At 55.5% G+C, this 26,069-nt stretch carries 22 protein-coding genes; 11 read left to right on the top strand and 11 right to left on the bottom strand.

Annotation, left to right across the window (positions count from 1 at the left end; genetic code table 11):
• Positions 1 to 34 precede the first annotated feature (34 nt).
• Both ACAW74_RS14330 and ACAW74_RS14325 read right to left on the bottom strand, forming a co-directional pair.
• A complete protein-coding gene (locus ACAW74_RS14330) occupies positions 35 to 901 on the bottom strand; it encodes a tetratricopeptide repeat protein (RefSeq protein WP_370698891.1) in 867 nt (288 codons plus the stop codon).
• A gap of 71 nt (positions 902 to 972) precedes the next feature.
• Positions 973 to 1,275, bottom strand: a complete 303-nt coding sequence (locus tag ACAW74_RS14325; protein ID WP_015330343.1) for an HU family DNA-binding protein — start codon at positions 1,273 to 1,275, stop codon at positions 973 to 975.
• A 138-nt stretch (positions 1,276 to 1,413) separates the two neighbouring features.
• Here ACAW74_RS14325 and mutY point away from each other — a divergent pair, with 138 nt between their 5' ends.
• The 4 genes from mutY to ACAW74_RS14305 all read left to right on the top strand — a co-directional run bounded on the left by mutY (position 1,414) and on the right by ACAW74_RS14305 (position 5,887).
• The gene (mutY, locus tag ACAW74_RS14320) at positions 1,414 to 2,529 is read left to right on the top strand and encodes an A/G-specific adenine glycosylase (RefSeq protein ID WP_370698890.1); all 1,116 of its coding nucleotides are present in this window, start codon (positions 1,414 to 1,416) and stop codon (positions 2,527 to 2,529) included.
• Between the two features lie 83 nt (positions 2,530 to 2,612).
• The gene (locus tag ACAW74_RS14315) at positions 2,613 to 3,140 is read left to right on the top strand and encodes a single-stranded DNA-binding protein (RefSeq protein ID WP_370698889.1); all 528 of its coding nucleotides are present in this window, start codon (positions 2,613 to 2,615) and stop codon (positions 3,138 to 3,140) included.
• Between the two features lie 84 nt (positions 3,141 to 3,224).
• Positions 3,225 to 4,562 (top strand): gliding motility-associated protein GldE, encoded by a 1,338-nt coding sequence (gene gldE / locus ACAW74_RS14310; RefSeq protein WP_370698888.1) that lies wholly within the window; start codon positions 3,225 to 3,227, stop codon positions 4,560 to 4,562.
• Between the two features lie 50 nt (positions 4,563 to 4,612).
• Entirely contained in the window at positions 4,613 to 5,887 is a 1,275-nt protein-coding gene (locus ACAW74_RS14305) for a glycosyltransferase family 4 protein (protein WP_370698887.1), read from the top strand.
• Positions 5,888 to 5,890: 3 nt separating this feature from the next.
• Here the strand turns inward: ACAW74_RS14305 and ACAW74_RS14300 are convergent, their stop codons facing one another.
• Together ACAW74_RS14300 and ACAW74_RS14295 are read right to left on the bottom strand one after the other, a co-directional pair.
• The gene (locus ACAW74_RS14300) at positions 5,891 to 7,651 is read right to left on the bottom strand and encodes a DUF2851 family protein (protein WP_370698886.1); all 1,761 of its coding nucleotides are present in this window, start codon (positions 7,649 to 7,651) and stop codon (positions 5,891 to 5,893) included.
• 373 nt (positions 7,652 to 8,024) lie between these two features.
• Entirely contained in the window at positions 8,025 to 9,839 is a 1,815-nt protein-coding gene (locus ACAW74_RS14295; RefSeq protein ID WP_370698885.1) for a glycosyltransferase, read from the bottom strand.
• Between the two features lie 212 nt (positions 9,840 to 10,051).
• Between ACAW74_RS14295 and purU the strand changes: the two genes are divergently transcribed.
• From purU to ACAW74_RS14275, 4 genes are all read left to right on the top strand, one after another.
• Positions 10,052 to 10,912, top strand: a complete 861-nt coding sequence (purU, locus tag ACAW74_RS14290; RefSeq protein ID WP_370698884.1) for a formyltetrahydrofolate deformylase — start codon at positions 10,052 to 10,054, stop codon at positions 10,910 to 10,912.
• Positions 10,913 to 11,014: 102 nt separating this feature from the next.
• Entirely contained in the window at positions 11,015 to 11,371 is a 357-nt protein-coding gene (locus ACAW74_RS14285) for a YraN family protein (RefSeq protein ID WP_370698883.1), read from the top strand.
• A 139-nt stretch (positions 11,372 to 11,510) separates the two neighbouring features.
• Complete coding sequence (locus ACAW74_RS14280) at positions 11,511 to 13,796, top strand: GH92 family glycosyl hydrolase (RefSeq protein ID WP_370698882.1); 2,286 nt, start codon at positions 11,511 to 11,513, stop codon at positions 13,794 to 13,796.
• A gap of 4 nt (positions 13,797 to 13,800) precedes the next feature.
• Entirely contained in the window at positions 13,801 to 14,199 is a 399-nt protein-coding gene (locus ACAW74_RS14275; RefSeq protein ID WP_370698881.1) for a nuclear transport factor 2 family protein, read from the top strand.
• A 68-nt stretch (positions 14,200 to 14,267) separates the two neighbouring features.
• On the opposite strand, the gene rdgB is transcribed toward ACAW74_RS14275, so the two are convergent.
• The 4 genes from rdgB to ACAW74_RS14255 all read right to left on the bottom strand — a co-directional run bounded on the left by rdgB (position 14,268) and on the right by ACAW74_RS14255 (position 18,087).
• Positions 14,268 to 14,891, bottom strand: coding sequence for an RdgB/HAM1 family non-canonical purine NTP pyrophosphatase (gene rdgB / locus ACAW74_RS14270; RefSeq protein ID WP_370698880.1), 624 nt, complete (start codon positions 14,889 to 14,891; stop codon positions 14,268 to 14,270).
• A gap of 74 nt (positions 14,892 to 14,965) precedes the next feature.
• A complete protein-coding gene (locus tag ACAW74_RS14265; RefSeq protein ID WP_370698879.1) occupies positions 14,966 to 15,934 on the bottom strand; it encodes an FKBP-type peptidyl-prolyl cis-trans isomerase in 969 nt (322 codons plus the stop codon).
• A 155-nt stretch (positions 15,935 to 16,089) separates the two neighbouring features.
• The gene (locus ACAW74_RS14260; RefSeq protein ID WP_370698878.1) at positions 16,090 to 17,019 is read right to left on the bottom strand and encodes an FKBP-type peptidyl-prolyl cis-trans isomerase; all 930 of its coding nucleotides are present in this window, start codon (positions 17,017 to 17,019) and stop codon (positions 16,090 to 16,092) included.
• A gap of 54 nt (positions 17,020 to 17,073) precedes the next feature.
• The gene (locus ACAW74_RS14255) at positions 17,074 to 18,087 is read right to left on the bottom strand and encodes a DHH family phosphoesterase (protein ID WP_370698877.1); all 1,014 of its coding nucleotides are present in this window, start codon (positions 18,085 to 18,087) and stop codon (positions 17,074 to 17,076) included.
• Positions 18,088 to 18,269: 182 nt separating this feature from the next.
• Between ACAW74_RS14255 and ACAW74_RS14250 the strand changes: the two genes are divergently transcribed.
• Entirely contained in the window at positions 18,270 to 19,373 is a 1,104-nt protein-coding gene (locus ACAW74_RS14250; protein WP_370698876.1) for a vWA domain-containing protein, read from the top strand.
• A gap of 95 nt (positions 19,374 to 19,468) precedes the next feature.
• Here the strand turns inward: ACAW74_RS14250 and ACAW74_RS14245 are convergent, their stop codons facing one another.
• Both ACAW74_RS14245 and cysM read right to left on the bottom strand, forming a co-directional pair.
• Positions 19,469 to 20,512: a quinone-dependent dihydroorotate dehydrogenase gene (locus ACAW74_RS14245; RefSeq protein ID WP_370698875.1), complete on the bottom strand. Its 1,044-nt coding sequence runs from the start codon at positions 20,510 to 20,512 to the stop codon at positions 19,469 to 19,471.
• A gap of 140 nt (positions 20,513 to 20,652) precedes the next feature.
• Entirely contained in the window at positions 20,653 to 21,540 is an 888-nt protein-coding gene (cysM, locus tag ACAW74_RS14240; protein ID WP_370698874.1) for a cysteine synthase CysM, read from the bottom strand.
• A gap of 369 nt (positions 21,541 to 21,909) precedes the next feature.
• On the opposite strand from cysM, the gene ACAW74_RS14235 reads away from it, so the two are divergent.
• Entirely contained in the window at positions 21,910 to 24,363 is a 2,454-nt protein-coding gene (locus ACAW74_RS14235) for a TonB-dependent receptor (protein ID WP_370698873.1), read from the top strand.
• A 22-nt stretch (positions 24,364 to 24,385) separates the two neighbouring features.
• Here ACAW74_RS14235 and ACAW74_RS14230 read toward each other — a convergent pair whose 3' ends face one another.
• On the bottom strand, positions 24,386 to 25,291 hold the full coding sequence (locus tag ACAW74_RS14230; protein WP_370698872.1) for a hypothetical protein: 906 nt from the start codon (positions 25,289 to 25,291) through the stop codon (positions 24,386 to 24,388).
• Between the two features lie 317 nt (positions 25,292 to 25,608).
• Here ACAW74_RS14230 and ACAW74_RS14225 point away from each other — a divergent pair, with 317 nt between their 5' ends.
• Positions 25,609 to 26,034, top strand: coding sequence for a LytR/AlgR family response regulator transcription factor (locus ACAW74_RS14225; protein WP_370698871.1), 426 nt, complete (start codon positions 25,609 to 25,611; stop codon positions 26,032 to 26,034).
• Positions 26,035 to 26,069: the final 35 nt, after the last annotated feature.

Genomic DNA, 26,069 nt, shown 5'->3' with positions numbered 1-26,069 from the left:
CCTATTTTTTGCAGAAACGCAATAGCTCGCGTCTCTACTTTACTCGCTCTTCCAACTCCCGAATTGCCGCCTGAATCTGCGGGTCTTTTTCGTTGGCTTTCAAGTCTGTCAGCAATTTGCCAGCCTCCGCTTTCTGATTTGTCTCAACCAGACAAACCGCCAGGTAAAACTTCGCCTTGCGGTTGGCCGGGTCGTTGGTCAGAATCTGTTGGAAACGACCAACGGCTTTGTTGTACTGACCCGACCGCATCGATAGCATCCCGAGGTTAAACAGGGCTAGCTCGTTGGTAGGGTCTTGCTCCAACACCTCCCGCAAAAGCATAATTCCCTGCATCGGTGTTTGCGTACTCACGTACGTCATAGCCATATTGGCTTTGGCGGCCAGCAGATTTGGGTTCTGCACAAGCGCTTTCTGGTAGAAAACCCGCGACTGCTCACCCAAATAAGCTGCTTTTTGTTCAGCTACAGCAAAACCATACGCCTCAAAATACTGATCACCGGCGCGAAGGTTAGCCTGTACCGTGGGATCAATCTTAGCGATTTCACCTGCGTAGTGGGCAGCACTATCGAACCGATTGGCTGATCGAAAAAACGCAATCAGCTTCTCGGCAGCCGGTTTGCGGGCGGCGGGCGTAGCAGCGGCATACGCCTTTTGCAACCCTTCGACCTGTTTCTGCTGATCGGGCGTGAGCGGCTGATTATGCTGAACGTCGGCCTCCGACTTGGCACCGGTGTTGGCAACAACATTCAGCGAATCGGCTACCGGCGTGTTGGTCGAACGCCCACCGGGTGCATTACCCAACTGCTTTGTTTGGTTCTGCACCACCACCTTAGGCAGGCTGTACAGTCCCGCACTCAAGGCAGCTGTGGCAACAACAACAAGTATGGTCGATACTTTCATACAGAACCGGAACATAGCAAACAGCCTTGCGTTTGGCCCAAGAGGCGAGACGCAAGGCTGATTACTGAGGCTTACTCGGCCGAAACTTTGGCTTTGTCGCTGGTTTTAACTTGCTCAACGAAGACCTTAGCCGGCTTAAAGCTGGGGATGAAATGCTCATCGATCACCATAGCCGTGTTCTTCGAGATATTACGAGCCACTTTCTTGGCGCGTTTCTTATTAATGAAGCTACCGAACCCTCTTACATAGATGTTTTCTCCTTCGGCCAATGAATCTTTAACGACCGAAAAGAACTTCTCTAAGGTAACGGTCACATCTGCTTTATCGATTCCGGTCTTATCCGAGATCTCAGCGATTACGTCTGCTTTCGTCACGACTTACTAAACTTTAGCGATTACTTGGTTGTTGATTTTAAGGTACTGAAAAAGGAGTACAAAGGTAGGTCTTTTCGGTTGATAATGAAACCCCTTGCTCCTTTATTACCAGTCAACGGCGAAAATCTTACGATTATTTTGAACTGGCAATCAGCGGGTAACGCAGCTGAGGAAGCGCCCGAAGTTACCCACTTTGGCCCTACCCTCGAACGGTGGTATGAACGCCACCGGCGCGACTTACCCTGGCGACATACAACCGACCCTTACCGCATCTGGCTGTCGGAGGTAATCCTTCAGCAAACGCGTGTGGCACAGGGGCTTCCCTATTATCTCCGTTTTATCGAGACGTACCCGACACTGGTTGATCTGGCTCGGGCCGATGAGCGCGAATTGCTCCGGCTTTGGCAGGGGCTGGGCTATTATTCACGGGCTCGAAATCTGCACCAAACGGCCAAGCTTATTGCCGATACCCGGCAGGGACAATTTCCGGATACGTATCATGAATTATTGACGCTCAAGGGCATCGGCACCTACACGGCAGCCGCCGTAGCCTCCTTTGCCTTCGGCGAACGGGTGCCGGTTGTGGATGGCAACGTGTATCGCGTATTGGCCCGCGTGTTTGGTATTGAAGAAGATATCACGACTACGCAGGCCAAGAAAACCTTTGCCGCGCTGGCCACCCGCCTGATGGCGCATGCCGTCGACCCGGCTACGTATAATCAGGCCATTATGGAGTTTGGGGCCATTCAGTGCACACCCGTTGCGCCTGACTGCCTCCTGTGCCCCGTTCAGCAGCAATGCCGGGCCTACCTGACCGGGCGGCAGCACAAACTACCCGTTAAGAAAAAGAAGGCCCCCGTGCGCGAGCGTTTCTTCACCTACTTCGTGTTTCGGGGGGGCGAAGGCGAGACAGCCCAGTTTGCCCTGCGGGAACGTACCCAGCGCGACATCTGGCAGAATCTGTACGAATTCTATGGCACTGAAACCGACGAACCCGCCCCCGACTGGCGCTCGGTCGACGTACCTGATGAGGCGAACAAGTTGGTAGAAGCGGGCGTTTTGGTGGGCCCGGCCGTGGCCGAACAGCAACTTCTGTCGCACCAGCGGGTGAAGGCCTTTTTCTACGAAATTGCGCTGCCCGAGGCCGACAAAACGCTGCTGCCGGAAGGCCTCCGCTGGTTCTCCAGCGCCGAGGTAGAGCAGCTGCCGAAGCCCGTTTTGATCACCGCTTATTTTGAGAAACAGTTTGGATAAGTCGGTAGATTTCAGTAACTTTAATTATTCTGCGCCGGGTGCCTAAACCGCCGTAAAGACCGATTTTTAAACACAGTTAACACATGGCAAGCTTAAACAAAGTAACGTTGATTGGGAATCTGGGGGCCGACCCCGAAGTTCGTTATTTAGACGGTGGTGGCGTAGTGGCCCAGTTCAATGTGGCCACGACGGAGAAGTTCACCAACCGCAATGGCGAGCGCGTCGAGCAAACCGAATGGTTCCGCGTTGAGCTTTGGAATGAACAGGCCAAGGTAGCCGAGCAATACCTGCGCAAAGGCAATCCCGTATACATCGAAGGGCGCCTCCGCACCGAAACCTGGGTCGATAAAGAAGGCAAAGAACGCTTCTCGTTGCGCGTGCGGGCCACGACTATGCAATTGCTGGGTAGCCGTAACGACGATGGCGGTGGGCAGTATGAATCAGCGCCCGCGCCGCGTCAGCAGCAGCAGGCCGCCCCCCAGCCTGCACCGGCTCCAGCCCCGCGTCAGCAGGCGGCTCCCCAGCCGGCGCCGGCCCCGGCTCGTCAGCCCAAACCAGCCCCGGCTCCGGCCGCTTTCGATAACAGCGGCGACGACGATTTACCTTTTTAAGATAAGTTCAATGTGTGAAGTCCAACGTTCAAGGCAAGATATGTTAGTTTGGACGTTGAACTTTACACATTGAACACTTCCCCTATGGATCCAGGAGACCCTTCTTCCACACAGGTGCTTCCCGTCGGTAGCGATTGGAGCACCTATCTTCGTTTTTACGGCCCTTACTTCGCCGTTGTGTTGCTTTTGCTTTTGGGTGCCGCTATGGCCTCTGCCGCAGAAGCGTCTTTTTTTGCGCTTACCCCGCAGGACCGCGCGCGCTATCGGGAGAGCAACGAGCCCGCCCAACGCCGCATCGCCACCCTGCTCGACCGGCCTAAACGGCTACTGGCCTCGCTGGTCATCCTTAATAATCTCCTCAACATTGCCATTGTCCTCATCATCACCTACGTGACCTGGGTGGCTACGGCGTTGTCGCACACCTCGGGTTGGGTGCTGGCCGCCGTTACCTTCACAACTACCGTTGGTATCGTGGTCTTCGGCGAAATGGTGCCTAAAATTTACGCCGCCCAGTACGCCCCAGCCGTGGCCGGACGTACCTACTGGCTTGCGCGCACAGCCCTGTTTGTCTTTGCGCCGATAGCTAAACTGCTTGTGAATCTTAGCAATCAGATCGACAAGCGTATTCAGCGCAAAGGCTATAAGCTCTCGGCCGAAGAACTCAGCGAAGCCGTTGAACTAACCGGCTCCGACGCCAGCGAAGAAGAACGGGAACTGCTGAAGGGTATCGTCAATTTCAGTAACCTCACGGCCAGGCAGGTGATGCGGGCTCGCATGGATATCACAGCTTTCCCCGACGATCTGCCCTTTCCGCAGTTGCTGGCCCAACTCAACGATGCAGGTTATTCGCGAGTGCCGATTTACAACGAGACCATCGATCAGATCGACGGCATTCTGTACCTCAAAGACCTGTTACCACACCTTCAGGCCGATGCTTCCTTCGACTGGAAATCGCTGTTACGGCCCGCGTTTTACATTCCTGAGACGAAAATGGTCGACGACCTGATGCAGGATTTTCAACGTAAACGCGTCCATATGGCCATTGTGATCGACGAATACGGCGGAACGCGGGGGCTGGTAACGCTGGAAGATATTATCGAGGAAATCTTTGGCGACATCAACGACGAATTTGACGACGAAACGCCCACAGGCTACCGCCGGGTCGATGAGCAGACGGTCATTTTTGAAGGACGTACCCCGCTCACCGACGTTTGTCGCGTGCTCGACGTAGACCCCACGGCCTTTGATGCTGTCCGGGGCGATAGCGAGTCGTTGGGTGGGTTGCTGCTCGAATTGTTTAGTCGGCTACCGCAGGCAGGTGATGAGATTACGTTCGACGATTTCACCTTCCATGTTTTGCTGGCCGACGACAAACGCATTCGGGAAGTGCGCGTTACGCAGCAAAATTTGACGGAGAAGTAGCGTCACGACGTAGCTTTACGTCGGATTTGGAAACAACAGCTTTACAGCGCATGAATATTGCCATTTGGCATAATCTACCCAGTGGCGGAGCCAGCCGGGCACTACACCAACACATTAAAGGCCTGGCCGAGCGGGGGCACCAACTGACGGTGTACACAACCTCGCTAGCCGACAGCGATTACCTCGACGTGAATCAGTATGCGGGTGCGCCAAAGGTGGTCCCGCTGGATATGACCATCCGCATCCGGCATAAATACCGCGATCGGCTGCGGTCCATTGCCTACCTGCCCGATACCCAGGTTGAGCGTATGCTGGAAGCCTGTCGGCAATCGGCGGCGCAGATTGAAGCGGGCGGTCATGATGTGTTGTTTGCCAATTCCTGCCAGACGTTCATGATGCCTTACATCGGACGTTTTGTGAAGCTTCCGAAGGTACTTTATCTGGGCGAACCGAACCGGTCGTTGTTCGAAGCATTCCCCACGCAACGTTGGTCGGCGCTACCGCCCGCCGAAGGTCGCTGGCTGGATGCCGCCTACCGACAGGCATTCTGGCGCGATCTGTTCGAGCAACGGCAGGCACGGGTGCGCGTACGTGAAGAATTACTGAATTACGAGTCGTTCGATAAGGTACTGGTCAATTCCTATTTCTCGAACGAAAGCGTCATAAGGGCCTATGGCGCCGATCACCAGGGCGGTACTCAGCGCAGCGAGGTTTGTTATCTGGGCATCGATACGCACCTATTTCCGTATCATGATCTGCCCCGTCAACCCTTCGTGCTGGGCCTCGGTGCCTTTTTCCCCCATAAACGACCCGACACCGCCATCCGCGCGTTGGCTCAACTGCCCGCCGAACGCCGCCCGCCGCTAGTCTGGGTTGGCAACATGGGGAACAGCCTGTACGTAAACGAGGTCGTTCAGCTCAGCCAGCAATTGGGTGTCGATTTCCAGCCCCGCGAACGCGTAACGCAGGACGAGCTGACTCACTTGCTCAACACGGCGACCTGCCTGCTTTATACCTCCGAACTAGAGCCTTTTGGGTTTGCGCCGCTGGAAGCCAACGCCTGCGGCCTACCGGTCGTTGCTGTAGCCGAAGGGGGTATCCGCGAAACAGTCATCGATGGGCAAAACGGTCTGCTTTTCCCGCGAGATCCAGCCCAATTGGCAATGGGTGTAGATCGACTGCTGCACGATTCGGTGCTGCACCGGCGATTATCGGAGCAGGGGCGCGCGATGGTTGCCGACAAATGGGACACGGCCTCAGCGATCGACCGACTCGAAAACGCCCTGCTGAGCGTTGGCGTTGGGCAGTCGATGGCCCACGCCTAGCCACTAGGTAGCCCGAACCAAGGCAATCCCAATCTGGCAATTCAGGCAACGTTTTGGCAGGCAAAAACCGTTGTACAACTCCAGCGCCGCCTGCGAATCGAAGGCCGACCGGATATGCAGGCCAAGGTCATCCCACAGGCGTGTGATGCGGTTATCTTCGGCGGGCAGTTGCTCGAGCAGCGATACGGCCCGGTCGAGTAGATCAGGCAACTCTTTGTGCTGCGCATAGGCGGCCAACAGGGGGGCTACCGTGTTGATGAGCAAGCCCTGCGCCGTCGACGTACCCAGCATAGCCGACGCTTTTTTGCCCACCTTACCAAACTGAAAATGCGTTTGCCAATAGGCCGACGGACGTACCTGAAGTGCATTTAGCAGCGCAGGTACGTCGTTTGCGCCATCGATCAGCAACGAAAACAGGCTTCCATGCTGCTGAACCAGTGCAGCCAGTTGAGCCAGTCGCATCGTGGGAAAACCAGCCGGTCGTAGCTTTCCCCACTTCCAGATATGAGCAGGCAACTGCCGGTCGGCCAGGTTGTATTTGGCTACCAGGAACTGATACTCACGCCGTAGCACGACCGTAAAATCGTCGTTTTCGTCATCCGGAGCCGGGATGAGCCCCGACGTACCCAACAACAGGGCTTCGATCTGCAACAGGCTGTTGCGGTGCTTTTGCAACACGCGCAACGGCACGGCCCGGACCAGTTGCTCCATCGGTTCCGCGTTGACTTTGCTACCCAGGTACGTTGCCAGTAACCGGTAGGCCGTTTCCTCCCAGTCGTGGCCTGTTGCATCATACAGTTCGCGAACCGCCTCGGCTTTGTGCTCAAGGCGCTGGAGCAAGGCCTTGTCGAGCATGGCGGTCTGGCGCAGCGGTTTTACCATCCGAAACTGACCGGCGCAGGGAATTGGGTCACGAGTATCGATCAGCCGTTGGTAGTTGGTCAGCAACAGATTGGGCGGCGAGCCATCCAGCACCAATGGAGCCAGTTCGAGCGTGGGCAGCGCCGTGCCATCGGGGCGCGGAACGGGACTATCAGCGGTGCGGTCGTGTTGCCAGACGATGTGCAGAATCACGTTGTCATAAGCCCGATCGTTCTGATGCCGGTGGGCCAGCCAATCCGAGGTTTTCACATGGGCTTCGACGGTGCCAACCCATTCAACACCGTCGATGCGCAGGCGGGCATTCAGGAAATCGGGGCCGGCATTGCCGTTGCGGTGTCCCGGATGGATGACTTCCACCGATTCGCCATCGGTGGTTCTCAGCGGTTGGGTAGCGAAGTACTGAAACTGCCAAAGAAAATACAGCATCTCTTCGGATACTGTCTGGTTAGGCTGACGTGCGGGAGACGCGGGGAATTGCTGACGCAGGGGAGACGCAAGGGGTTGCTGACGCACGGGAGACGCAAGGGATTGCGTCTCTACGGGTATGTACAATTTATCAGTTAACCAGTTGGTTGGATTGGCGGCGATGTAGGTACGTATGCGTTGTAGTTCGTCGTCGTTTCGTATTACCCGGTCGTGATAACGGGCTTGCCAGCCAAACTCCATTTTATTTCGGGTCGCAAAATCCGTGACGCCGGCTTTGAAACCACGGATAACGGAAGCTAAATTCTGCCGTTGTGGCCCAAAACGATTCGGTTGTTCAACGCCTTGTTCTATTTTTTTGAACCGCAGAATGCCGTGCAAATGATTGGGCATTAACTGGAACGCATCCAGCTCTACGAACGGAGAAAACTGCGGAATGGCAAGCCAGCCGTCAATCACTCGCTGACCGATTGGTGTTGGTACAAGTTGCGGGCTTCCATCTCGGTCAACAACTTCACCAAAGTAACAGGCGCGCTGCTGTGTACATATCGTTACGAAATAGGCGCCATTCAATCCGTAATCATAACCGATCAGCCGAGCCGAATCGATCCGGTACTTTCCTGAAAATTTATCATCTGACATGGTGGGGCACCGTAGAGACGCAGCGGCGGACCGTGCAATCCCTTGCGTCTCCTGTGCGTCAGCAATATACAAACCACAAATAAACCAATATAAAAAAATGGCTATTTATCGCTGACGCACGGCAGACGCAAGGGGTTAGTGTCGCGGGGAGACGCAAAGGGTTGCACGGTCCGCCGCTGCGGTCTCTACGCTACGGCTTTCGCCGTTTCAGGGCCAGGTCGTGGGCCGTGTCATAGTAGGAACGGAGGTTGGTCCAGTCGAATACGTCGGAGATGCTTTCAACGCGGTTTCGTTGCTGAATCCGGTCGCGCATACTCATTCTGACAAACCGGTACAGAATGTCGGCCAGTTGGTTGGCGGCTTCGTCGAAATTCTGCGTCTTGCGATTCACCACGTAGATGCCCCGGTTTTCGTAGTCGCGCATAATCTGCATGATGAAATCGCCGAAGCCCGACTGATCGCTCGTAACGGTCGGGATACCGCGCACTACGCATTCGAGTGGCGTATAGCCCCAGGGCTCGTAATAGCTCGGGAAAATGCCCAAGTGGCACCCGCGCACAAACTGGCTGTAATCCAGCCCAAAGAGCGGATTGGTCGATGCAATGAAATCGGGGTGATACACGATTTTCACCCGGTCGTATTCATTATTGACGAGGTTGGCCTGCCGGATAAAACGAGTCATGTCGTCTTCCTGCAAGAGATCGTGCGTAACAAAGCGGGGGAGCTGCTTCGTTTTCCAGCTCTGCACCGTCCGACGTAGCCGCAGCCGCCAGTATTCGTCCACAAACTTGTTAAGATCGGGCAGGCTGGTTTCGCTGCCCGAGGCCGAGGCCAGGAAAAGGCGCTCGCCCACCTGCTTTTCAATCGCCTGACTCGTCTCCCGGATTTCGTCAAGCAGGGCGCGGGTGTGCAGCACTTCGGGGTTGATCGATCGGTAGGGCTGTTTCGTCACCATGAACATCACCACTGTGGTATCCATGTTGGCTTCGCGCATCCGCCAGTTGAGCCGGGCCAGCGCTTCGAGCGTCAGGTCGTAGCCTTTGTTGCTGAACTCAAACCGCCCAGACGTGAAGAAGTACAGCGTCTTGTCGAGGTCGAACGAGTAGTTCTGGAAGAAGTGGCCCATCACAAACTCGTGGATGCGCTCTTTGTACCGAACGTGTAGATTCTGAAATTCGTGTGCGGCGGCAAAGCGCGTCACGTTCAGACCGTTGGGCAAAATCAGGTCGGGGTTGCGCCCCAGAAAAACCTCACATTCGCGGGCAGTCACGTCGCTGACAGTGGTGAACACGTGGCTCTGCAAAGCGGCCAGCCGCTCAATGGTGGCCTGCGCTTCGATGCCGTAATGACGAGCCTCCTTCTGCCAGTCGAACGAATCCAGCCGACCGTAAAAATTGGTTTCGTTCTGCGCCAGGTAACGGCCCAGCATCGTCGCGTGCGTGGTGAACACGGTGGCAACTTTCACGTTTTCGCGGCGCAGTTCGGGCAGGCCCGATGCCGCCATCCACTCGTGAAAATGCGCGGCCATGTCTACGCGGCGGGCGTGGTCGTCGGCCAGCAGTTTGATGAACACCCGCACCATTTCGCCGAAAGCCAGCGTCTGATTGACGAGATCTTCCACCCCCAGCGTTGGCAGCTTATGCCGTTCCCAGAGGCCGGCCTTGAGCGCGTCGAGCTGGTTGGCCATGCTTTGCAGGTTGAACAACACCACCCGCGGGCGGCCCGTCACGAGCCAATAGCCGTACTCGACTTCGTAGCCGAGTTGGCGCATTTTCCTTACGGTCTGCCCAATTTCGGTTTCGTCGGGTTCCGTAATGGGTTCGTACTCGGCGGCGGCTTTCTGCGGAAAGTAAGGTCCCAGCAACACATAGTTGTCGTCCCACTTCTCAACCATAGCGGGTACTTTCGAGCGAATAACGGTGTAAATGCCGCCAACCTGATTACAAACCTCCCAGGCTACTTCGAGCAGGAGTTTTCGCTTCGATGTCGAGAAGAGTGCTTCCACGATGGATATAATGAATTAGTCAAGGGTCAATTGCCATCGGTCGGTTGGTGTGGAGCAAGCAATAGCGTCGGCAAAGCCGCTCAGGAAGCTAGACCAGTAACGAATGGCAGTTATGACCGCTAAGTAAGTAGATTCGTTCGTATCAAAATGGTCTTTAGCATAAGATTTACTGCAATCCGCCTATCTTGCCCGCCATCTTGTTGCCGCTAGTGATGACCAAACATATTCTGCTGATGGACGGCCCCGACATGCCGGGCCTGATTTACCACGTAACGGGCGTGTTATTTCGCCACAACCTCAACATCATCCGAAACGACGAATACGTGAGCCCCGACGGGCAGTTTTTTATGCGGACGGAGTTTGAAGTCGGGTCAGGTCCAGCCGGTGCCGGCACCGACGAGCTGAACCCGCAGCAGATTCTGAACGAGTTGCGTGAAACGCTGCCCGAGGGCGTCAACCTGCGGCTCAATCCGAAAGCCAAGAAGAACATCGTCGTGTTCGTGACCAAAGAGCACCATTGCTTGGGCGAACTGCTTATCCGCTACAGTTTCGACGAACTGGATGCCGATATTCTGGCGGTGGTGAGTAACTACAATACCCTGCAACCGCTGGTGAGCCGGTTTGGCATTCCGTTTCATTATGTCTCGCACGAAAACCGCAGCCGTGAAGAACACGAGGCGGCCATTCTGCGTACACTGGCCATTTACCAGCCCGATTACCTGGTGCTCGCCAAATACATGCGCGTGCTCACGCCCGACTTTGTGGGTCACTACAATAACCGCATTGTCAATATTCACCATTCGTTTCTACCCGCCTTTATCGGCGCTAGTCCCTACCGGCAGGCCTACGAGCGGGGCGTCAAGATCATCGGCGCGACGGCCCATTTCGTGAATAACAACCTGGACGAAGGCCCAATTATCGCGCAGAATGTACAAGAAGTCGACCACCGCCACACCGCCACCGATATGGCCACGATGGGCCGCGATGTGGAGAAAATCGTGCTCTCGCAAGCCCTAAAGCTGGTCTTCAACGACCGCGTCTTCATCCATCAGAACCGGACGATTATCTTATAATCCGTTTAAAGTTTGGTGTTTAGCGTTTAAAGTTGGCTGACGCATCTTACTCAGGCGTCAGCCAACTTTAAACGCTAAACACCAAACTTTAAACTTCTTTTCATGGCACAGCACAACGACACGGGCAAGCAGGGCGAAGAAGCCGCTATGCAATATTTGCAGGATAAAGGCTATCAGCTGCTGGAAACAAACTATCGGCATCAGCACGCCGAAATCGACCTGGTTGTGCAGCGGGGGAAACTGCTGATTTTCGTGGAGGTAAAAACGCGCTCCAACCTGAGCTTTGGCGAGCCCGAAACCTTCGTCTCCTATGCCAAGGCCCAGCTCGTGATGCGCGCCGCCGAACACTACATCTACGCCCGCGACTGGCAACACGACATCCGTTTCGACGTGGTCGCCGTCACAATCACACCCCGCGGCGAGGTCAAGATCAAGCACATCGAAGACGCCTTCTGTTAATTCTTTGGTAGAGACGCAATCCCTTGCGTCTCCTGTCCGTCAGCAATACATCGTACCGATTCGACCAACATGAACTTTGCTGACGCGTAATTAGACGCAAGGGATTGCGTCTCTACGGTTCGTGGGTTAATCTTGAGGTATGAAACGAATTGCCTCCGTTATGCTCGGTCTGGGACTAGTCTCAACGGCCTTTGCACAACAGAACCTCGTCCCCTACGTCCATCCGCTGATTGGCACTGAGAAAATGGGGCATACGTACCCAGGTGCCACCGTTCCGTTCGGATCGGTACAACTCAGCCCCGACACCGACACGCTTTCTTATGAGTTCAACGGCAAGTACAACGGCGACGTATATCGCTATTGCGCGGGGTACAAATACGAAGACAAAACGATCGTCGGGTTCAGCCATACGCACTTCAGCGGCACCGGCCACTCCGACCTCGGCGACTTCCTCGTCATGCCCACGCAGGGGCCATTGCAACTCAACCCCGGTACGGCGGCTAATCCTCAAAGTGGCTACCGATCGGCGTTTTCACATGCGAACGAGGTAGCCGAGGCGGGGTATTACAAGGTTAAACTCGACGACCATAACATCACCGCCGAACTGACCGCCACCGAGCGCGTAGGCCTGCACCGATACACCTTCCCCAAATCCGATCAGTCGCATATTCTGCTCGACCTGATGGCCGGGATTTATAATTACGACGACAAAGTAGTCTGGACCTACGTGCGGGTCGTGAACGACACACTCGTGACGGGTTATCGCCAAACCAACGGCTGGGCACGTACCCGGACGGTCTATTTCGCGCTTTCGTTCTCCAAACCGTTCAAATCATACGGGCAGAAGAATTTAGATAAGCCGCAGGTGTACCGGGGCTTCTGGCGAAAATTCGATCAGGCACACAATTTCCCCGAAATCGCGGGCAAGAAGATTCGGATGTATTTCGATTTCGACACCAACGAGGGCGAAGCCATACAGGTCAAGATGGCGCTCTCGCCGGTGAGCCAGGAAAATGCGCTGGCCAACATGCGGGCCGAACTGCCCCACTGGAATTTTGAGCAAGCCAAAACCAATGCACAAACTGCCTGGAACAAGGAACTGAACAAAATTCAGATCGACGCCGCCGAGCCCGACAAGATCAATTTCTACACGGCGATGTACCACGCCTTTGTGAACCCGACGCTGTACATGGACGTAAACGGGCAGTATAAGGGGTTGGATCAGGGCGTACATCAGGCCAAAGGTGCCAACTACACCACGTTTTCGCTCTGGGATACGTACCGGGCCCTGCACCCCTTTTTCAACCTCATGCAGCCGGGCCGTAACAACGATATGGTAGCCTCCATGCTCGCCCATTACGACCAAAGCCCGCTGAAGATGCTGCCCGTCTGGTCGCACTATGCCAACGATAACTGGTGCATGAGCGGTTACCACAGCGTATCGGTACTGGCCGACGCCGTCATCAAAGGCACCTACACCGGCGACCCGCAGGCCGTACTCGACGCCTGCATTGCCACCTCGAACCACCGCTCCTATGAAGGTATCGGCGAGTACATCGACCGTGGGTACGTACCATCAACGGCCAATGGCACGTCGGTGTCCAACACGCTGGAATATGCCTACGACGACTGGTGCATTGCCCAACTAGCCAAAAAGCTGAACCGCGCCGACGTGTATGCCACGTACCTGAAACGCTCCGAAAACTGGCGTAATGTGTGGGACGCTTCCATTGGCTTCATGCGCCCGCGCCTCGCCGACGGTACGTTTAAAAAAAACTTCGACGTGTATGCCACAGACGGGCAGGGTTTTATCGAAGGCAATTCCTGGAACTTCAGCTTTTTTGTACCGCAAAATCCGACAGCGCTGGTTGAGACGATGGGCGGCGCGACGAAGTTTGCGGCCCGCCTCGATACGCTGTTTAGCATGCACTTGCCCGACAAGTTTTTTGCCGAAACAGAAGACATCACCCGCGAAGGCATCATCGGCGGCTACATCCACGGCAACGAACCGGCCCACCACATTGCCTACCTCTACAACTGGGCCGGGCAACCCTGGCGCACACAAGAACGCATCCGGCAGATTCTGCGGATGCAGTACAAACCCACGCCCGACGGCCTCGGCGGCAACGATGATTGTGGTCAGATGAGCGCGTGGTACCTGTTTTCAGCGATGGGTTTCTACCCCGTCGCGCCTGGCTCGGCCGAGTATTCGCTGGGTAGCCCGCTGGTCAAAAACGCCCGACTGACGCTGGAAAACGGCAAAACCTTCACCGTCGAAACCGTAAATCAAAGCGACAAAAACGTGTATGTCTCAAAGGCGCTGCTCAACGGCACGCCCCTTTCCCAACGCACGCTGAACCACGCCGACATCGTAAAAGGCGGGACACTCACATTCTACATGAGCGCCAAACCCACCAAAAAATAAACGCATGACTCAGCCCGACCAACACAAAGCCAACGCCATCGCTTTCTACGACCTGATGTTCAACCAGTGTCGGCCCGCCGAGGCGATCGACAGGTACGTTGGCGACGTCTACATTCAGCATAATCCGCAAGTAGGCGATGGCAAAGCGGCCTTCATCGCCTACTTTGAGCAGATGGCGCGGGAATACCCCGGTAAGCGAGTAGCGGTACAACGGGCCGTGGCCGAAGAGAATCTGGTCGTGCTACATTGCCGCCAATTTTGGCCCACCGCCGACGGCACCGGCACCGAGGAATGGGCCGGCATGGATATTTTTCGCTTCGACGACAACGGCAAAATCGTAGAGCATTGGGATGTGCTCCAACTCGTTCCCGCCTCGTCGGCGAATAGCAATACGATGTTTTAAGGCTAGTTAGTTACTGACGCCTGGCCCTTCGCTCAAGCGTCAGTAACTAACTAGCGAAGCCGCCTGCGTTACGCCTGCCCCAGATAGGCAACCAGTTTGGCTAGTGCCCGGGCGCGGTGACTGATTTTGTTTTTCTCGGCCAACGGCATCTCAGCAAAGGTCTGCTCGTAGCCATCGGGAACGAACAGCGGGTCGTAGCCAAAGCCGCCGTCGCCGCGCTCCACGTCGATGATCACGCCCGTCACGATGCCTTCGAACTGATGCTCGATGGGCTCACCATTTGGCCCCGGTTCTACCAGCGTAAACACCGATCGAAACTGCGCCCGGCGGTTGGATTGCCCTTGTAAATTCTTGAGCAGCAACGCCCGGTTGCGTGCATTGTCGCGAGGTTCACCGGCATAGTAGGCCGAGTCGACGCCCGGCTCTCCATCCAGCGCCTCTACTTCCAGTCCCGTATCGTCGGCAAAGCAGGCGACGTTGAAATGATCGAACACATACCTGGCTTTCTGGCGGGAATTGCCGGGAATGGTGCCGGTCGTTTCGGGCAGTTCATCGGTGCAGCCAATCTCGCGGAGCGTGCGCAGCACGAACAGCTTGCCCTGCTGTGGCGGGGTACCTGAACCCGACAGAGCAGCCTGTACTTCTTCCAGTTTGTGCGCGTTGTTCGTCGCGAAGCAAAGCATTCGTTCCATAGCTATTGGGCGAAAAAAAGCCGTTCAGGTATGTACCCAAACGGCTTTGCAAACTTACATGATTACTGGGGAGCTTACTTCACCCGCAGAATTTCCATCTCAAACGCCAGCGGCTTAAAGGGGCCAATTACCGTTGAGTTAGGCGCCCCCGTAGAGCCATATCCCTGCGACGACGGGAAGATCAGTAAGAACTTCTCACCCCGGCGGACCTGCTGCAATCCTGTTGTCCAGCCAGCCACAACAGCCGTCTGTCCAACCGTTACGTCATAGCCAGCCGTAACACTTGACGGATCACTGGCGATGGCCGCGGCCGTGGGTACGTTCGTATCAAACTGAGTACCATTGAGTAACCGGCCGGTATACCGTATGGTTGCGGTTTCGCCTGCTTTGATCAGCGCCGAGTCAGGGCGGGCCAGCGTCTTGGCTATCCGAATACCACCGGCAGCCGTGTCTGTTACCATAATCTTGTTGGCAGCAATATAATCCCGAATCTGCTCGTCTTCCGTCCGAACGGATACGATCCGCATGTCGTACAAAATGGGCGAATACTGCGGCAACAGTAGCGATCCATACCGGCCCGTGTCGTAATACGACGGGACAAGCAGCGTGAGCCGCTCGCCTTCCCGACCAACAATAATCCCCGCAAGCATGCCCTGAGTAATGCTGGTGTAGAGATACGAACCATTGACAACCGACCGACTACGGTTAATGTTGGTGCCGAAGGTATACGCAATCGGATTGATGCCGTCAGTGCTGTCAATGACGGTGCCGTCCAGCCGTTTCGAGGTCACAAAGAAGCGTACTTCATCGCCCGTCACGGCCGACTGGTTACCCGGCGCCGTTACGGTTTTGATGTAGTACAGCCCCGTCGATTCCAATTGCTGGACCTGCAGGTTATTGGCCGTGATGTACTGCTGAATTTCTTCCGCGTTTTCGCGCTGTTTCCGGTCGGCCAAGGCCTCACTAGTTGGGGTACAGCTCGTTAGCCAGACGCCAATTATCGCCAGCAGGCCAATTCCAAAAAGACTAAGTTGTAAGCGCATCGTATGTGTTAAGTCCAAAATGTAAAGCGATACACCGCGTGACCCGACCGGGCCACGCGGCGCGCTGCAATTCAATGTATTAGGGTGATCGGCCATCGCTACTACAGTAACGGAGTCTCTTTACACCTTAAACGTTGAACGTTGAACTTAATTTTTTAACGCCCGCCCGCTGGGCCACCCTGCGGCATACCCGGCATGGCAGGAGCCTGTCCTTTGCTGATGTCAACCAGTTCAACGTCAAATACCAGTGGTGAGTTGGCCGGAATAGTCGGCGGTGCACCCTGCGCGCCATAAGCCATACCCGACGGGATGTAGAGCGTAGCTTTGCTGCCTTTAGTCAGTTGCAGGATACCTTCATCCCAACCCGGAATGACCATACCCGTGCCAACCTGGAACTGAAGCGGCTGACCGCCCGTCTGCTGGTTGCCGATCGAGCTATCAAACACTTTCCCGTTCATCAGCTTGCCCGTGTAGTGCACTTTCACGTTATCGCCCCGGTTAGGTTTCGCGCCGGCACCCGGTTGTGTAACAACATAGTACACACCGTTGGCGGTCTTCTGGGCGTTGGCGGCCTGTCCGTTTTTCGCCAGGAAGTCGCCAATGGCTTTATCGTCGATGCCTTTTTGCTTATCGCGCGACAGGGTTTGTGCCTTCTGGAACTCCTGTTCGTTCTGTACGTCGAGCAGTTTTACGTTAAAGACGATGTCAGAGCCCTTCGTGATGCCCGGAGGAAACGGCTGGTTGGCCCGCGCAAACAGGGAGTCGGCTTTCACGTAGAACGTGGCGCTATCCCCTTTGGCCAGCATCGCCAGCCCTTCTTCAAATGCCCCTTTGAACGGCGGCACCTGCAGCATCAGTTGGAGGGGCGCCCCTTCTTTGTGCGTATCGCGCAGCACCGAATCTTTGCTGTTTTTCAGCGCGAGGTGAAGCGTCAGGATATCCCCAATTTTGGCTTTGCGAGCGTCTTCGTTCTGCTCGTGAAGCTGGTATTTCAGGCCGCTTTCAGAGGTCTGAAGGCGATCTTTGCCACAGGCCATCAGAACGGCTGCGAGCAGGGCGGCATTGCCAAGCGTTTTAATCTGCATTGTCTTGTAATCGGTTTATCGGTTTTGGCGCGGCTTGATCCGTCAGGTACGTACCTACACGCCAGCTAATTCAGTTTGGTACTCGGGTAAAATGGTCAGCAGTTTGGCCTCAGTATCGGCCAGCGAGAGGCGGGAACGCCCACCAGCAGCGTTTTTATGGCCACCTCCGTTAAAGTGCGCGTGCACCAGATCGCGCACCGAGAAATCACCTACCGATCGGAACGACAGCCGAATTTCTTCGCCCCGATCGATCAGGATGGCCGCGGCCACCACGCCTTCCACCGACAGTGCGTAATTGACGATGCCTTCGGTATCGCCCGTTTTTGACCGAAACCGGCGCAATTCGTCGACCGAGAGCGTGATGTAGGCAAACTTGTATTGGGGCAACACGCGCAGTTTCTCGTTCAGGATGTAGCCGAGCAGCCGGAGTTTATCGAGCGAGACGCCGTCGAAGATCAGCCGGTGAATCTGGCTCACATCGATACCCCGTTCGAGCAAGGCGGCGGCAATCCGGTGCACCTCGGGGGTGGTATTGGAGTGCCGGAACGAGCCGGTATCCGTCATCAGACCGGCATACAGGCAGGCAGCAATGTCGGCGTCGATGAGCGATCCGTCGCCCAGTTGCTCAATCAGGGTAAAGATCAGTTGGGCAGTGGCGGCGGCTTTGGTATCCCAATAAGCCAGATCGGCAAAATTTTCGGGTTCCAGGTGGTGGTCGATCATCACCTTGCGGGCGCGGGCCTGCCGCACCATCGGGCCCAGGTCGCGGATGCGGTCGAGGGCCGAAAAATCGAGGCAGAAAATCGTGTCGGCTTCAGCCATCAGCGCTTCAACCTGGGTACGTTGCTTTTCGTCGAACGCCAGCACCTCGTCGTTACCAGGCATCCAGGCCAGATTCTGCGGGTAATCGGTCGGGGTGACCACCGTTACCGAGTGCCCCTTCTGCCGCAGATAGCCCGCCAACCCCAGCGACGACCCCATGGCATCGGCATCCGGGTTTTGGTGGGTGGTGATCAGGATGCGGTGAGGATGCCGCAGCAATTCGCCAATGGCTTGGATATCAAACATAGACACTAAAAACACCAGCTAGGCAAACTGCTTGGGTCTGCCTGGCTGGCGCAATCGAACGGCGAATTTACAAATTTAGTTTGAGGTTTAACGTGTCGTGTTTGACGTTTTACCTTAGGTTGGTGTTACGTCTTTGTCTGTAACACAACGTCAAACCGCAACCAACAAACGCTAAACGCTTCATGAAAGGCTTTAACTTCTCTCAGTTTGTGCCACCCGAGCAAAAGGGCGGCAGCAAATTTGATCAGTTGCTCAACATTTTTCAGCAGTTGCTGCTCATTACGTCGGGCGATGTGGAGCAGGCGATGGCCTGGATGAATCAGCTCGACCGGCAGTATAACCTCACCGACGATCAGTATGGGATGGGGAATTTTTTCGATGAGTTGAAAGAAAAAGGCTACCTGACGGAAGAAAATCAGGAAGGTAAAATTTCGATTACGCCCAAAACCGAACAAACGATTCGGCGCTCGGCCCTCGACGAAATCTTTGGCAAGCTGAAACGCTCAAAATCAGGCGGTAACCACAACACCCCCTACACCGGTTCCGGCGACGAACTGAGCAGCGACCTACGTACTTATCAGTTTGGCGACACGCTCGAACAGATTTCGATGACTGAGTCGATCAAGAATGCGCAGATCAACAGCGGCGTGGAGGAATTCACACTGATGGAACGCGATCTGGAGGTAACCGAAAAAGAGCAGAAAACCCAGACGAGCACGGTGCTGATGATCGACATCAGCCACTCGATGATTCTGTACGGCGAAGACCGCATCACGCCCGCCAAGAAAGTGGCGCTGGCACTGGTGGAGCTGATCAAACAGAAATACCCCAAAGACACGCTCGATATTGTGGTGTTTGGCAACGACGCCTGGCAGATTCAGGCCAAAGACCTGCCGTATCTGGAAGTGGGTCCGTACCACACCAACACCGTAGCGGGACTCGAACTGGCGATGGATTTGCTGCGCCGCCGGAAGAACAAAAACAAGCAGATTTTCATGATTACCGATGGCAAACCGACCTGCCTGAAGGAAGGCATCCGGTACTATAAAAACTCGTTTGGTCTCGACCGGAAAGTAGTGAGCAAAACCCTCACGCTGGCCGCCCAGTGCCGACGCCTCGACATTCCCGTGACGACGTTCATGATTGCGACGGACCCGTATCTGAAGCAGTTTGTGCAGGAGTTTACGAAGGTCAACAACGGCCGCGCTTATTACAGCGGCCTCCAGGGACTCGGCAACATGATGTTCGAAGATTTCCAGCGCAACCGCCGGAAGAACATTAAATGAATGAATAATGTACAATGCACGATGTACAATGGGCTGGCGCTAGAGTAAACGTCCTACAGCCCATTGTACATTGTGTATTATACATTATACATTATTCATTCCACCAACCCCCGACAGATCTTGCTGGCCAGAGCGGGGCCTTCGTAGATGAAGCCGGTGTAGACCTGCACGAGCGAAGCCCCGGCATCAAGTTTCTCTTTGGCATCGGCGGCAGTTTGGATACCCCCCACCCCAATGATTGGGAACGCTCCGCCCGACTTTGTGTGCAGGTAGCGGATCACCTCCGTGGAACGTACCTGAACGGGTTTGCCACTGACGCCACCCGCTCCCATCTTCGCTACAGCCTCGGCTGGGGTACGTAGCCCGTCGCGGCTGATCGTCGTGTTCGTAGCGATAACGCCCGCGATACCCGTTTCCTGTACAATCTCAATGATGTCGTCGAGCTGACTGTCGGTTAAGTCAGGGGCGATTTTCAGCAGAATCGGCTTCGGCTTATTTTTCAGGCTGTTTTCACCCTGTAACCGGCCCAGAATCGCTTTCAATGGCTCTTTCTCCTGCAACGCCCGCAAACCCGGCGTATTTGGCGACGACACGTTGACCACGAAATAATCGACCGTATCAAACAGGTCGCGGAAACAGAGCAGGTAATCGGTGAGCGCGTCTTCGTTGGGCGTGTCTTTGTTCTTGCCGATGTTACCACCCAGCAACACGCGCGGGTTCTGGGTACGTTGCCGGTGAAACTGCAACCGACCCGCCGCCGGGCCTGCCCCTTTGTTATTGAAGCCCATCCGGTTGATGAGCCCGCTGTCGGCCTTAAGGCGGAACAGCCGGGGCTTGTCGTTGCCGGGTTGCGGGCGGGGAGTTACGGTCCCGATTTCGATGAATCCGAAGCCCAGATTGCTCAGTTCTTCGACCCACTCGCCATTCTTGTCGAAGCCCGCCGCCAGCCCTACCGGGTTCGGAAAGGTCAGGCCGAATACTGTGCGTTCGAGGCTGGGGTGTTGATAAGTAAACAGCCAGCGGAGCAACGCCGCCATGCCAGGAATCTTATGCGCAATCTGAAGCGTCGACGTCGCGAAATAGTGGACCTTCTCGGCATCAAACCGAAACAGGAGCGGCAACAACAAGCGTTTGTACATGGGCACAAAGGTACAACCCGTAGAGACGCAATCCCTTGCGTCTCCTCACGCGTCAGCAATAATCAACACCGAGACGAAAGGGATTTATTACGCAAAAATGGCTGACGCGTGAGGAGACGCAAGGGATTGCGTCTCTACGGTTACGCAAACAGCCCCGACGACAGGTAGCGGTCGCCGCGATCACAGAGGATGCAGACGATGGTGGCTTGTTCGATGCCTTGCTCCTGCAATTGCTCGATGAGGCGCAGGGCCGCGTGAACACCGCCCCCACTGCTCATACCGGCAAAAACGCCTTCCACCCGCGCCAGTTGGCGGGTCATCTGCGTGGCGTTGTCCTGCGATACTTCGATAATCTGATCGACGCGGCTGGGATCAAAAATCTTGGGTAAATACTCCACCGGCCATTTGCGAATACCGGGGATCGACGAGCCATCGGTGGGCTGGCAACCCACAATCTGCACGTCGGGGTTCTGCTCTTTCAGGTAGCGCGACGTACCCATGATCGTGCCCGTTGTGCCCATCGACGATACGAAATGCGTGATTTGCCCCGCCGTGTCGCGCCAGATTTCAGGGCCGGTCGTGCGGTAATGCGCCAGGTAATTGTCGGGGTTGGCAAACTGATTCACCAGCAGGTACTCGCCTGTCGCGGCTTTGGCCTCAACATAATCGCGTCCCGCTTCGATAGTCTCCGTCAGCGTGACTTTGGCCCCAAACGCCTCCATCGTCTGCACCCGTTCTTTGGTTGAATTGGCGGGCAAGGCCAGTTCAATCTCGATGTTGAAGAGGCGGGCAATCATCGCCAGGGCAATACCCGTGTTACCGCTGGTTGCCTCGATCAGTTTCATACCGGGCTGCCACTCACCCCGGTCGATGTAGCCACGGATCATGCTGTAGGCGGCGCGGTCTTTCACGCTCCCACCGGGGTTGTTGCCTTCAAGTTTGCCATAAAGCTTATAAGCTGGGTTTGTATTGAGCCGGTTCAATTCGACCAGCGGCGTGTTGCCAACGAGATCAAGCAGAGTTGCCATAGGAATGTACAATGGATAATGAACGATGTACGATGTACAATGCACGATGTACAATGCACGATGTACAATGCACGATGTACGATGCACAATGGGTGCGGGCGGCGTATCACTTGCCCAGGCCTGCTAACGCTCTGCGCCCCATTGTACATCGTACATTATCCATTGTGCATTAATTCCCTTTAACACACCTTAACAAGCCTTAACCACTTTTAACAACGCGTGTACGCAACGGCCTGTCACCTTTGTGCATCTGCTCCGTAACCGGACACAGCCTGTCCAGAAACGGACGTCGTGTCCTGGCAAAACCTGGACACAGAAGCTAAAAAGGGGCTTTTTCAGAACTGGCACACAATTACCTATATACTCGTTATGAATCTTCTTTACGGCGCTTTCCTCTTCTTCCTCACCACGACAGTTGCCTTCGGGCAGACGGGCCGCATCACCGGCACCCTGACCGATTCCACCACGCATAAACCCGTTCCGTACGCTACCGTTGCGCTGATGGGACCCACCGATCAAGTGATTACCGGCGTGGCCACCTCCGACTCAGGTACGTTCACGCTCGACAAAGTCGGCTTTGGTACTTACAAACTCGTTGTCTCGTTTGTGGGCTACCGAACGAAACGCATCGACGCCGTCACGCTCTCGGCCGACAAACCAACGGTAAACCTGGGCACGGTGTCGATCAGCACAAGCACCAACGCCCTGGCCGAAGTAACGGTAACGGCGGTGAAACCGATGGTCGAAGACAAGGGCGACCGGCTCGTCTATAATGCTGAGCAGGACATCGCTAACGTGGGCGGCACGGCTGTCGACGTGATGCGTAAAGTGCCAATGCTGACCGTCGACCTGGATGGGAACCTGAAAATGCGGGGTAGCAGCAACATCAAGGTGCTCGTTAACGGGAAACCATCGAGCATCATGGCGCGCAACCTTGCCGAGGCTTTGAAGCAGATGCCCGCCAACACGATCAAGTCCATAGAAGTGATCACCAGCCCCGGCGCCAAATACGACGCCGAAGGATCGGCGGGGGTGATTAACATCATCACGAAAAAGGCGCTGAAAGGGTCCAACGGCTCGGTAAACGCGACGGCGGGTAATTTCAACTCGTCGGTTGGCATAAAATGGGGCGTGAAAGGCGAAAAGCTGGGGCTATCGGTGTCGGCCAATACGTATACGTACCGCAACATCGGCTGGAGCGAAGCCACCCGCACGGCCCTCGACCCGGAGAGCAAGCAGCCGCTGAGCGTGCTGTTTACCCGCAGCGACCGCGACAATAGCGGCGTAGGTGGCTACGGCGAAATGAGCCTCGACTACGACCCCGACACCCTCAACCGGATCAATTTCGCCGCTAATGTGTGGGGTGGTAATTACCCCATGAACAGCACCTTACAGAACCGGCTGACGGTTGGCAGCGCGGTTACGCAGGACTTTGTGCGCGATGTGCGCTTCCGGAACCCATATGGCAATGGTGAGTTCAACCTGGGCTGGACGAAAACCATCAAAAGGCCGGGCTCAAACGCCACACCAGCGGAGTTTTCGATCCTGACCCAATACAGCCGGATGCCCGACAATTATTACTACGACATCACGCAGCGCAACCGGGGCAGCGAGGCACCAACGTACCTGGAGCGGAGCAACAACCTGAGCCGCAATAACGAATACACCGTTCAGACAGACTACTCGCTTCCCCTTGAGCACAAAGGCCGCCGCGATACCCTGACCTACAAACTGGAGATGGGCGCGAAAGGCATCGTGCGCCGCATCGGCAGCGAATTCTCGGTCGATCAGTCCCTAACCGGTGTTCCTGCGGACTTCCAGCTCGACCCCAGCCGCACCAACGATTTTGCCTACACGCAGCGAGTTGCCGCCGGGTACGTGTCGATGCGGCTGGAGTCGAAGAAAAAATGGAACCTCACAGGCGGTCTGCGCTACGAATACACCGGCATCGACGGCGATTTCATCACGACCAAAACCCAGTTTACCAGCCAGTATGGCAATGTTGTGCCCAGCCTGACCGTGTCGAAGTCGTGGGGTAAACACACCTACAAAGCCAGCTACACCCAGCGCATTTCGCGCCCGCTGGTGTGGTACCTGAACCCCTTCGTGAATGCCAGCGACTCGAAAAACCTGCAAACTGGCAACCCGTATCTGGCCCCCGAGCTGACGCACGCGACCGAACTGGCCTACAGCACCTACAATGACAAAGGCATGTCGTTCAACGCAACGGCCTACTGGCGGCAAACCAACAACAGCATCGAGTGGCTACAGACCGTGGGTGCCGATGGCGTCGCGCTGACCCGTCCCGAAAATATTGGTCGCAACGCCAGCTATGGCCTGAACACCAACCTGACCCTTCAGCCCACTAAGGAATTGAATTTTAGCGTGGGTGCCGACCTAACGTACCTGGACCTGGTGAGTGTGGCGCTGCGCCAAAGCAACGCCGGTTGGGTCTGGTCTACGAATGCCAACGCCTCCTACAAACTGCCCAAAGACGTCACGCTTCAGGTCAACGGCAATTTTGGCTCAGGCTGGGTGTCGTTGCAGGGAAATTATGGCGGTTACTATTGGTATTCGCTGGCTGCCAAGAAGGAACTGATGAAGAAAAAAGCTGACCTGACGCTCGCGTTGAACAACCCCTTCAACCAGGGCGTGTACCAGACGGGCTTTCAGAACGCCAGCACTTTTACGACCGACATGCGGTCGTTCTGGGTGAGCCGGAGCGTACGCCTGACATTTGCTTACCGCTTCGGGCAGATGAGCAACGGCGGCAAGCAAAGCAAGAAAATCCAGAACGACGACAGCAAGGGCGGCGGGCGCTAGGTACGTTGCCGCTCGGCAATTCTCAACGTGTGGGTTCAACCGGCCCTTTATCAAGCAGTGTTAGCCGGTCGCCCCGGGCCGAGATGCGGTCGATCTCCCACAGATGCCCACCCACTACGAAGGCATAGCCCGGTTGGTAACTACCCTGGATCGGCAATTTTGTGACTGGCTGATCGGCCTCACGCACTTCTACCTGGGCTGCTCCTGTATTATACGGCAGACCCGGAATCGTTGTAATCACCAGTTCCACAGGTTGCCCAAGTAGCCTTGTAGTAGCCTGCCGGTATTCGTGCGTCAGCAGCGACAGATGAAAGCGGGCGGCATCCGGGTCGGGGTACGTCCATCCGTTATTGTAGGGAATGGGCTTCACCGATACCGTCCGCTGGATGATTCGCCGCCCATCGAATGACTCGACCATTACCGATACCGCAGGTAGTGTATCCACCACGGCACGAATGCCATTGCTATAAAAGCCCGCTTCGGTCTTAGGGATCTGCGGTAGGGTCATGGCATAGGTCAACACCTTGTCGTCGCTGAAATCGCGGTTGTTATTGGCATCGACCACGACTACGCGCTGCCCCGCTACATTGGTACCAACCAGCGCATTGATCCGATGACGCAGTGGTTTAGGGCTCAAGTAGGCGGTATCGCGGCCCAGCATCCGCTTTGTTTCTTCCCAACTAGCCGGCGTGATTTCGCCACGCTGGAAAGCCTCGTAACTCGTCTGTCCCCTGATTGTGTTGTGTGTACGTAGCACTTTCTCAGTCAGCCCCGCCGGTACCCCGCTAAATCCAGTCAGATCCGTGGTTTGGCCGGTACCCACCTGGTTATTATGACGAGGTGGCTTTGTGTTTAATATGTCAAGCGTTACGTTGACAGACTTCTGAGCCAGCACAGGCCCAGCTAACAGCAGGAGTAATAACAGCATTCCTTTCATGGTCCAACGTCTTTTAACTGAGCAGATGCGTTTGTAACCCCAATTACAAAAACATCACCCTGAAAAACAAGTCGATTAGCACCTATCGCCAGTTACTTATTAGCCGATTGGCCTATTTAATTGCGATTACTCTCTACGCTGAATAGCGCCAAAGCAGCCGATTACGCATTCCTGCTTTTCTCACTCAACCAGGAAGTATACGATTAGTTACCGTTCGCACAATCCCCTAATTTGGGTATTGACAACCAGCGCGTTTTAGGTCAACTTGCACGACTCTACTATCTATCCACAATTAACATCCATGTACCATGAAACCCTACGCGTTTGCGTCTGCCTGCTCCGGCCTTGCTCCGGAGGACCTTACCCGTCTCTTTAACCTGTCCGACCTGACTCTCCCCTTCTGGGGCTACCGCAAAGCGATGCCCATGCACAAGATTGTGCGCCTCGAAGGCGAAGGCAATTACACCCTGTTCCATTTTGCCGACGGTACGCGCCTGATGGTGTCGCTGACGCTGAAGAAAATGGAAAGCCGCCTGTCGCCGGGTCTGTTTGCCCGCCCGCACAAGAAGAACATTGTGAACCTGCTGTATCTGGAAGAGAATAGTGTCAACCGCCATCAGCACACGGTGCAACTAGCCAACGGCGACCGCATCGAGGTGTCGCGCCGCAAAGCCAGTAACTTTTTCCGGCAGGTCGAAGGCTTCCAGCAGAAAGTGCAGGAACTGGTGAATTAAAGCGTCTCAAAAGCAAAAGCGCTGCTTGTTCACAA

Origin of the sequence: Fibrella musci (genome assembly GCF_041321105.1) — a bacterium.
GTDB lineage: Bacteria > Bacteroidota > Bacteroidia > Cytophagales > Spirosomataceae > Fibrella > Fibrella musci.
This window is presented reverse-complemented; position numbering and strand designations above follow the sequence as displayed.

What these genes read in the sequence shown, in the direction of transcription:
- ACAW74_RS14330 (WP_370698891.1), bottom strand. Translation starts at nt 901, where the DNA reads ATGAAAGTATCGACCATACTTGTTGTTGTTGCCACAGCTGCCTTGAGT.
- ACAW74_RS14315 (WP_370698889.1), top strand. Translation starts at nt 2,613, where the DNA reads ATGGCAAGCTTAAACAAAGTAACGTTGATTGGGAATCTGGGGGCCGAC.
- gldE (WP_370698888.1), top strand. Translation starts at nt 3,225, where the DNA reads ATGGATCCAGGAGACCCTTCTTCCACACAGGTGCTTCCCGTCGGTAGC.
- ACAW74_RS14305 (WP_370698887.1), top strand. Translation starts at nt 4,613, where the DNA reads ATGAATATTGCCATTTGGCATAATCTACCCAGTGGCGGAGCCAGCCGG.
- purU (WP_370698884.1), top strand. Translation starts at nt 10,052, where the DNA reads ATGACCAAACATATTCTGCTGATGGACGGCCCCGACATGCCGGGCCTG.
- ACAW74_RS14285 (WP_370698883.1), top strand. Translation starts at nt 11,015, where the DNA reads ATGGCACAGCACAACGACACGGGCAAGCAGGGCGAAGAAGCCGCTATG.
- ACAW74_RS14280 (WP_370698882.1), top strand. Translation starts at nt 11,511, where the DNA reads ATGAAACGAATTGCCTCCGTTATGCTCGGTCTGGGACTAGTCTCAACG.
- ACAW74_RS14275 (WP_370698881.1), top strand. Translation starts at nt 13,801, where the DNA reads ATGACTCAGCCCGACCAACACAAAGCCAACGCCATCGCTTTCTACGAC.
- rdgB (WP_370698880.1), bottom strand. Translation starts at nt 14,891, where the DNA reads ATGGAACGAATGCTTTGCTTCGCGACGAACAACGCGCACAAACTGGAA.
- ACAW74_RS14265 (WP_370698879.1), bottom strand. Translation starts at nt 15,934, where the DNA reads ATGCGCTTACAACTTAGTCTTTTTGGAATTGGCCTGCTGGCGATAATT.
- ACAW74_RS14260 (WP_370698878.1), bottom strand. Translation starts at nt 17,019, where the DNA reads ATGCAGATTAAAACGCTTGGCAATGCCGCCCTGCTCGCAGCCGTTCTG.
- ACAW74_RS14255 (WP_370698877.1), bottom strand. Translation starts at nt 18,087, where the DNA reads ATGTTTGATATCCAAGCCATTGGCGAATTGCTGCGGCATCCTCACCGC.
- ACAW74_RS14250 (WP_370698876.1), top strand. Translation starts at nt 18,270, where the DNA reads ATGAAAGGCTTTAACTTCTCTCAGTTTGTGCCACCCGAGCAAAAGGGC.
- ACAW74_RS14245 (WP_370698875.1), bottom strand. Translation starts at nt 20,512, where the DNA reads ATGTACAAACGCTTGTTGTTGCCGCTCCTGTTTCGGTTTGATGCCGAG.
- cysM (WP_370698874.1), bottom strand. Translation starts at nt 21,540, where the DNA reads ATGGCAACTCTGCTTGATCTCGTTGGCAACACGCCGCTGGTCGAATTG.
- ACAW74_RS14235 (WP_370698873.1), top strand. Translation starts at nt 21,910, where the DNA reads ATGAATCTTCTTTACGGCGCTTTCCTCTTCTTCCTCACCACGACAGTT.
- ACAW74_RS14230 (WP_370698872.1), bottom strand. Translation starts at nt 25,291, where the DNA reads ATGCTGTTATTACTCCTGCTGTTAGCTGGGCCTGTGCTGGCTCAGAAG.
- ACAW74_RS14225 (WP_370698871.1), top strand. Translation starts at nt 25,609, where the DNA reads ATGAAACCCTACGCGTTTGCGTCTGCCTGCTCCGGCCTTGCTCCGGAG.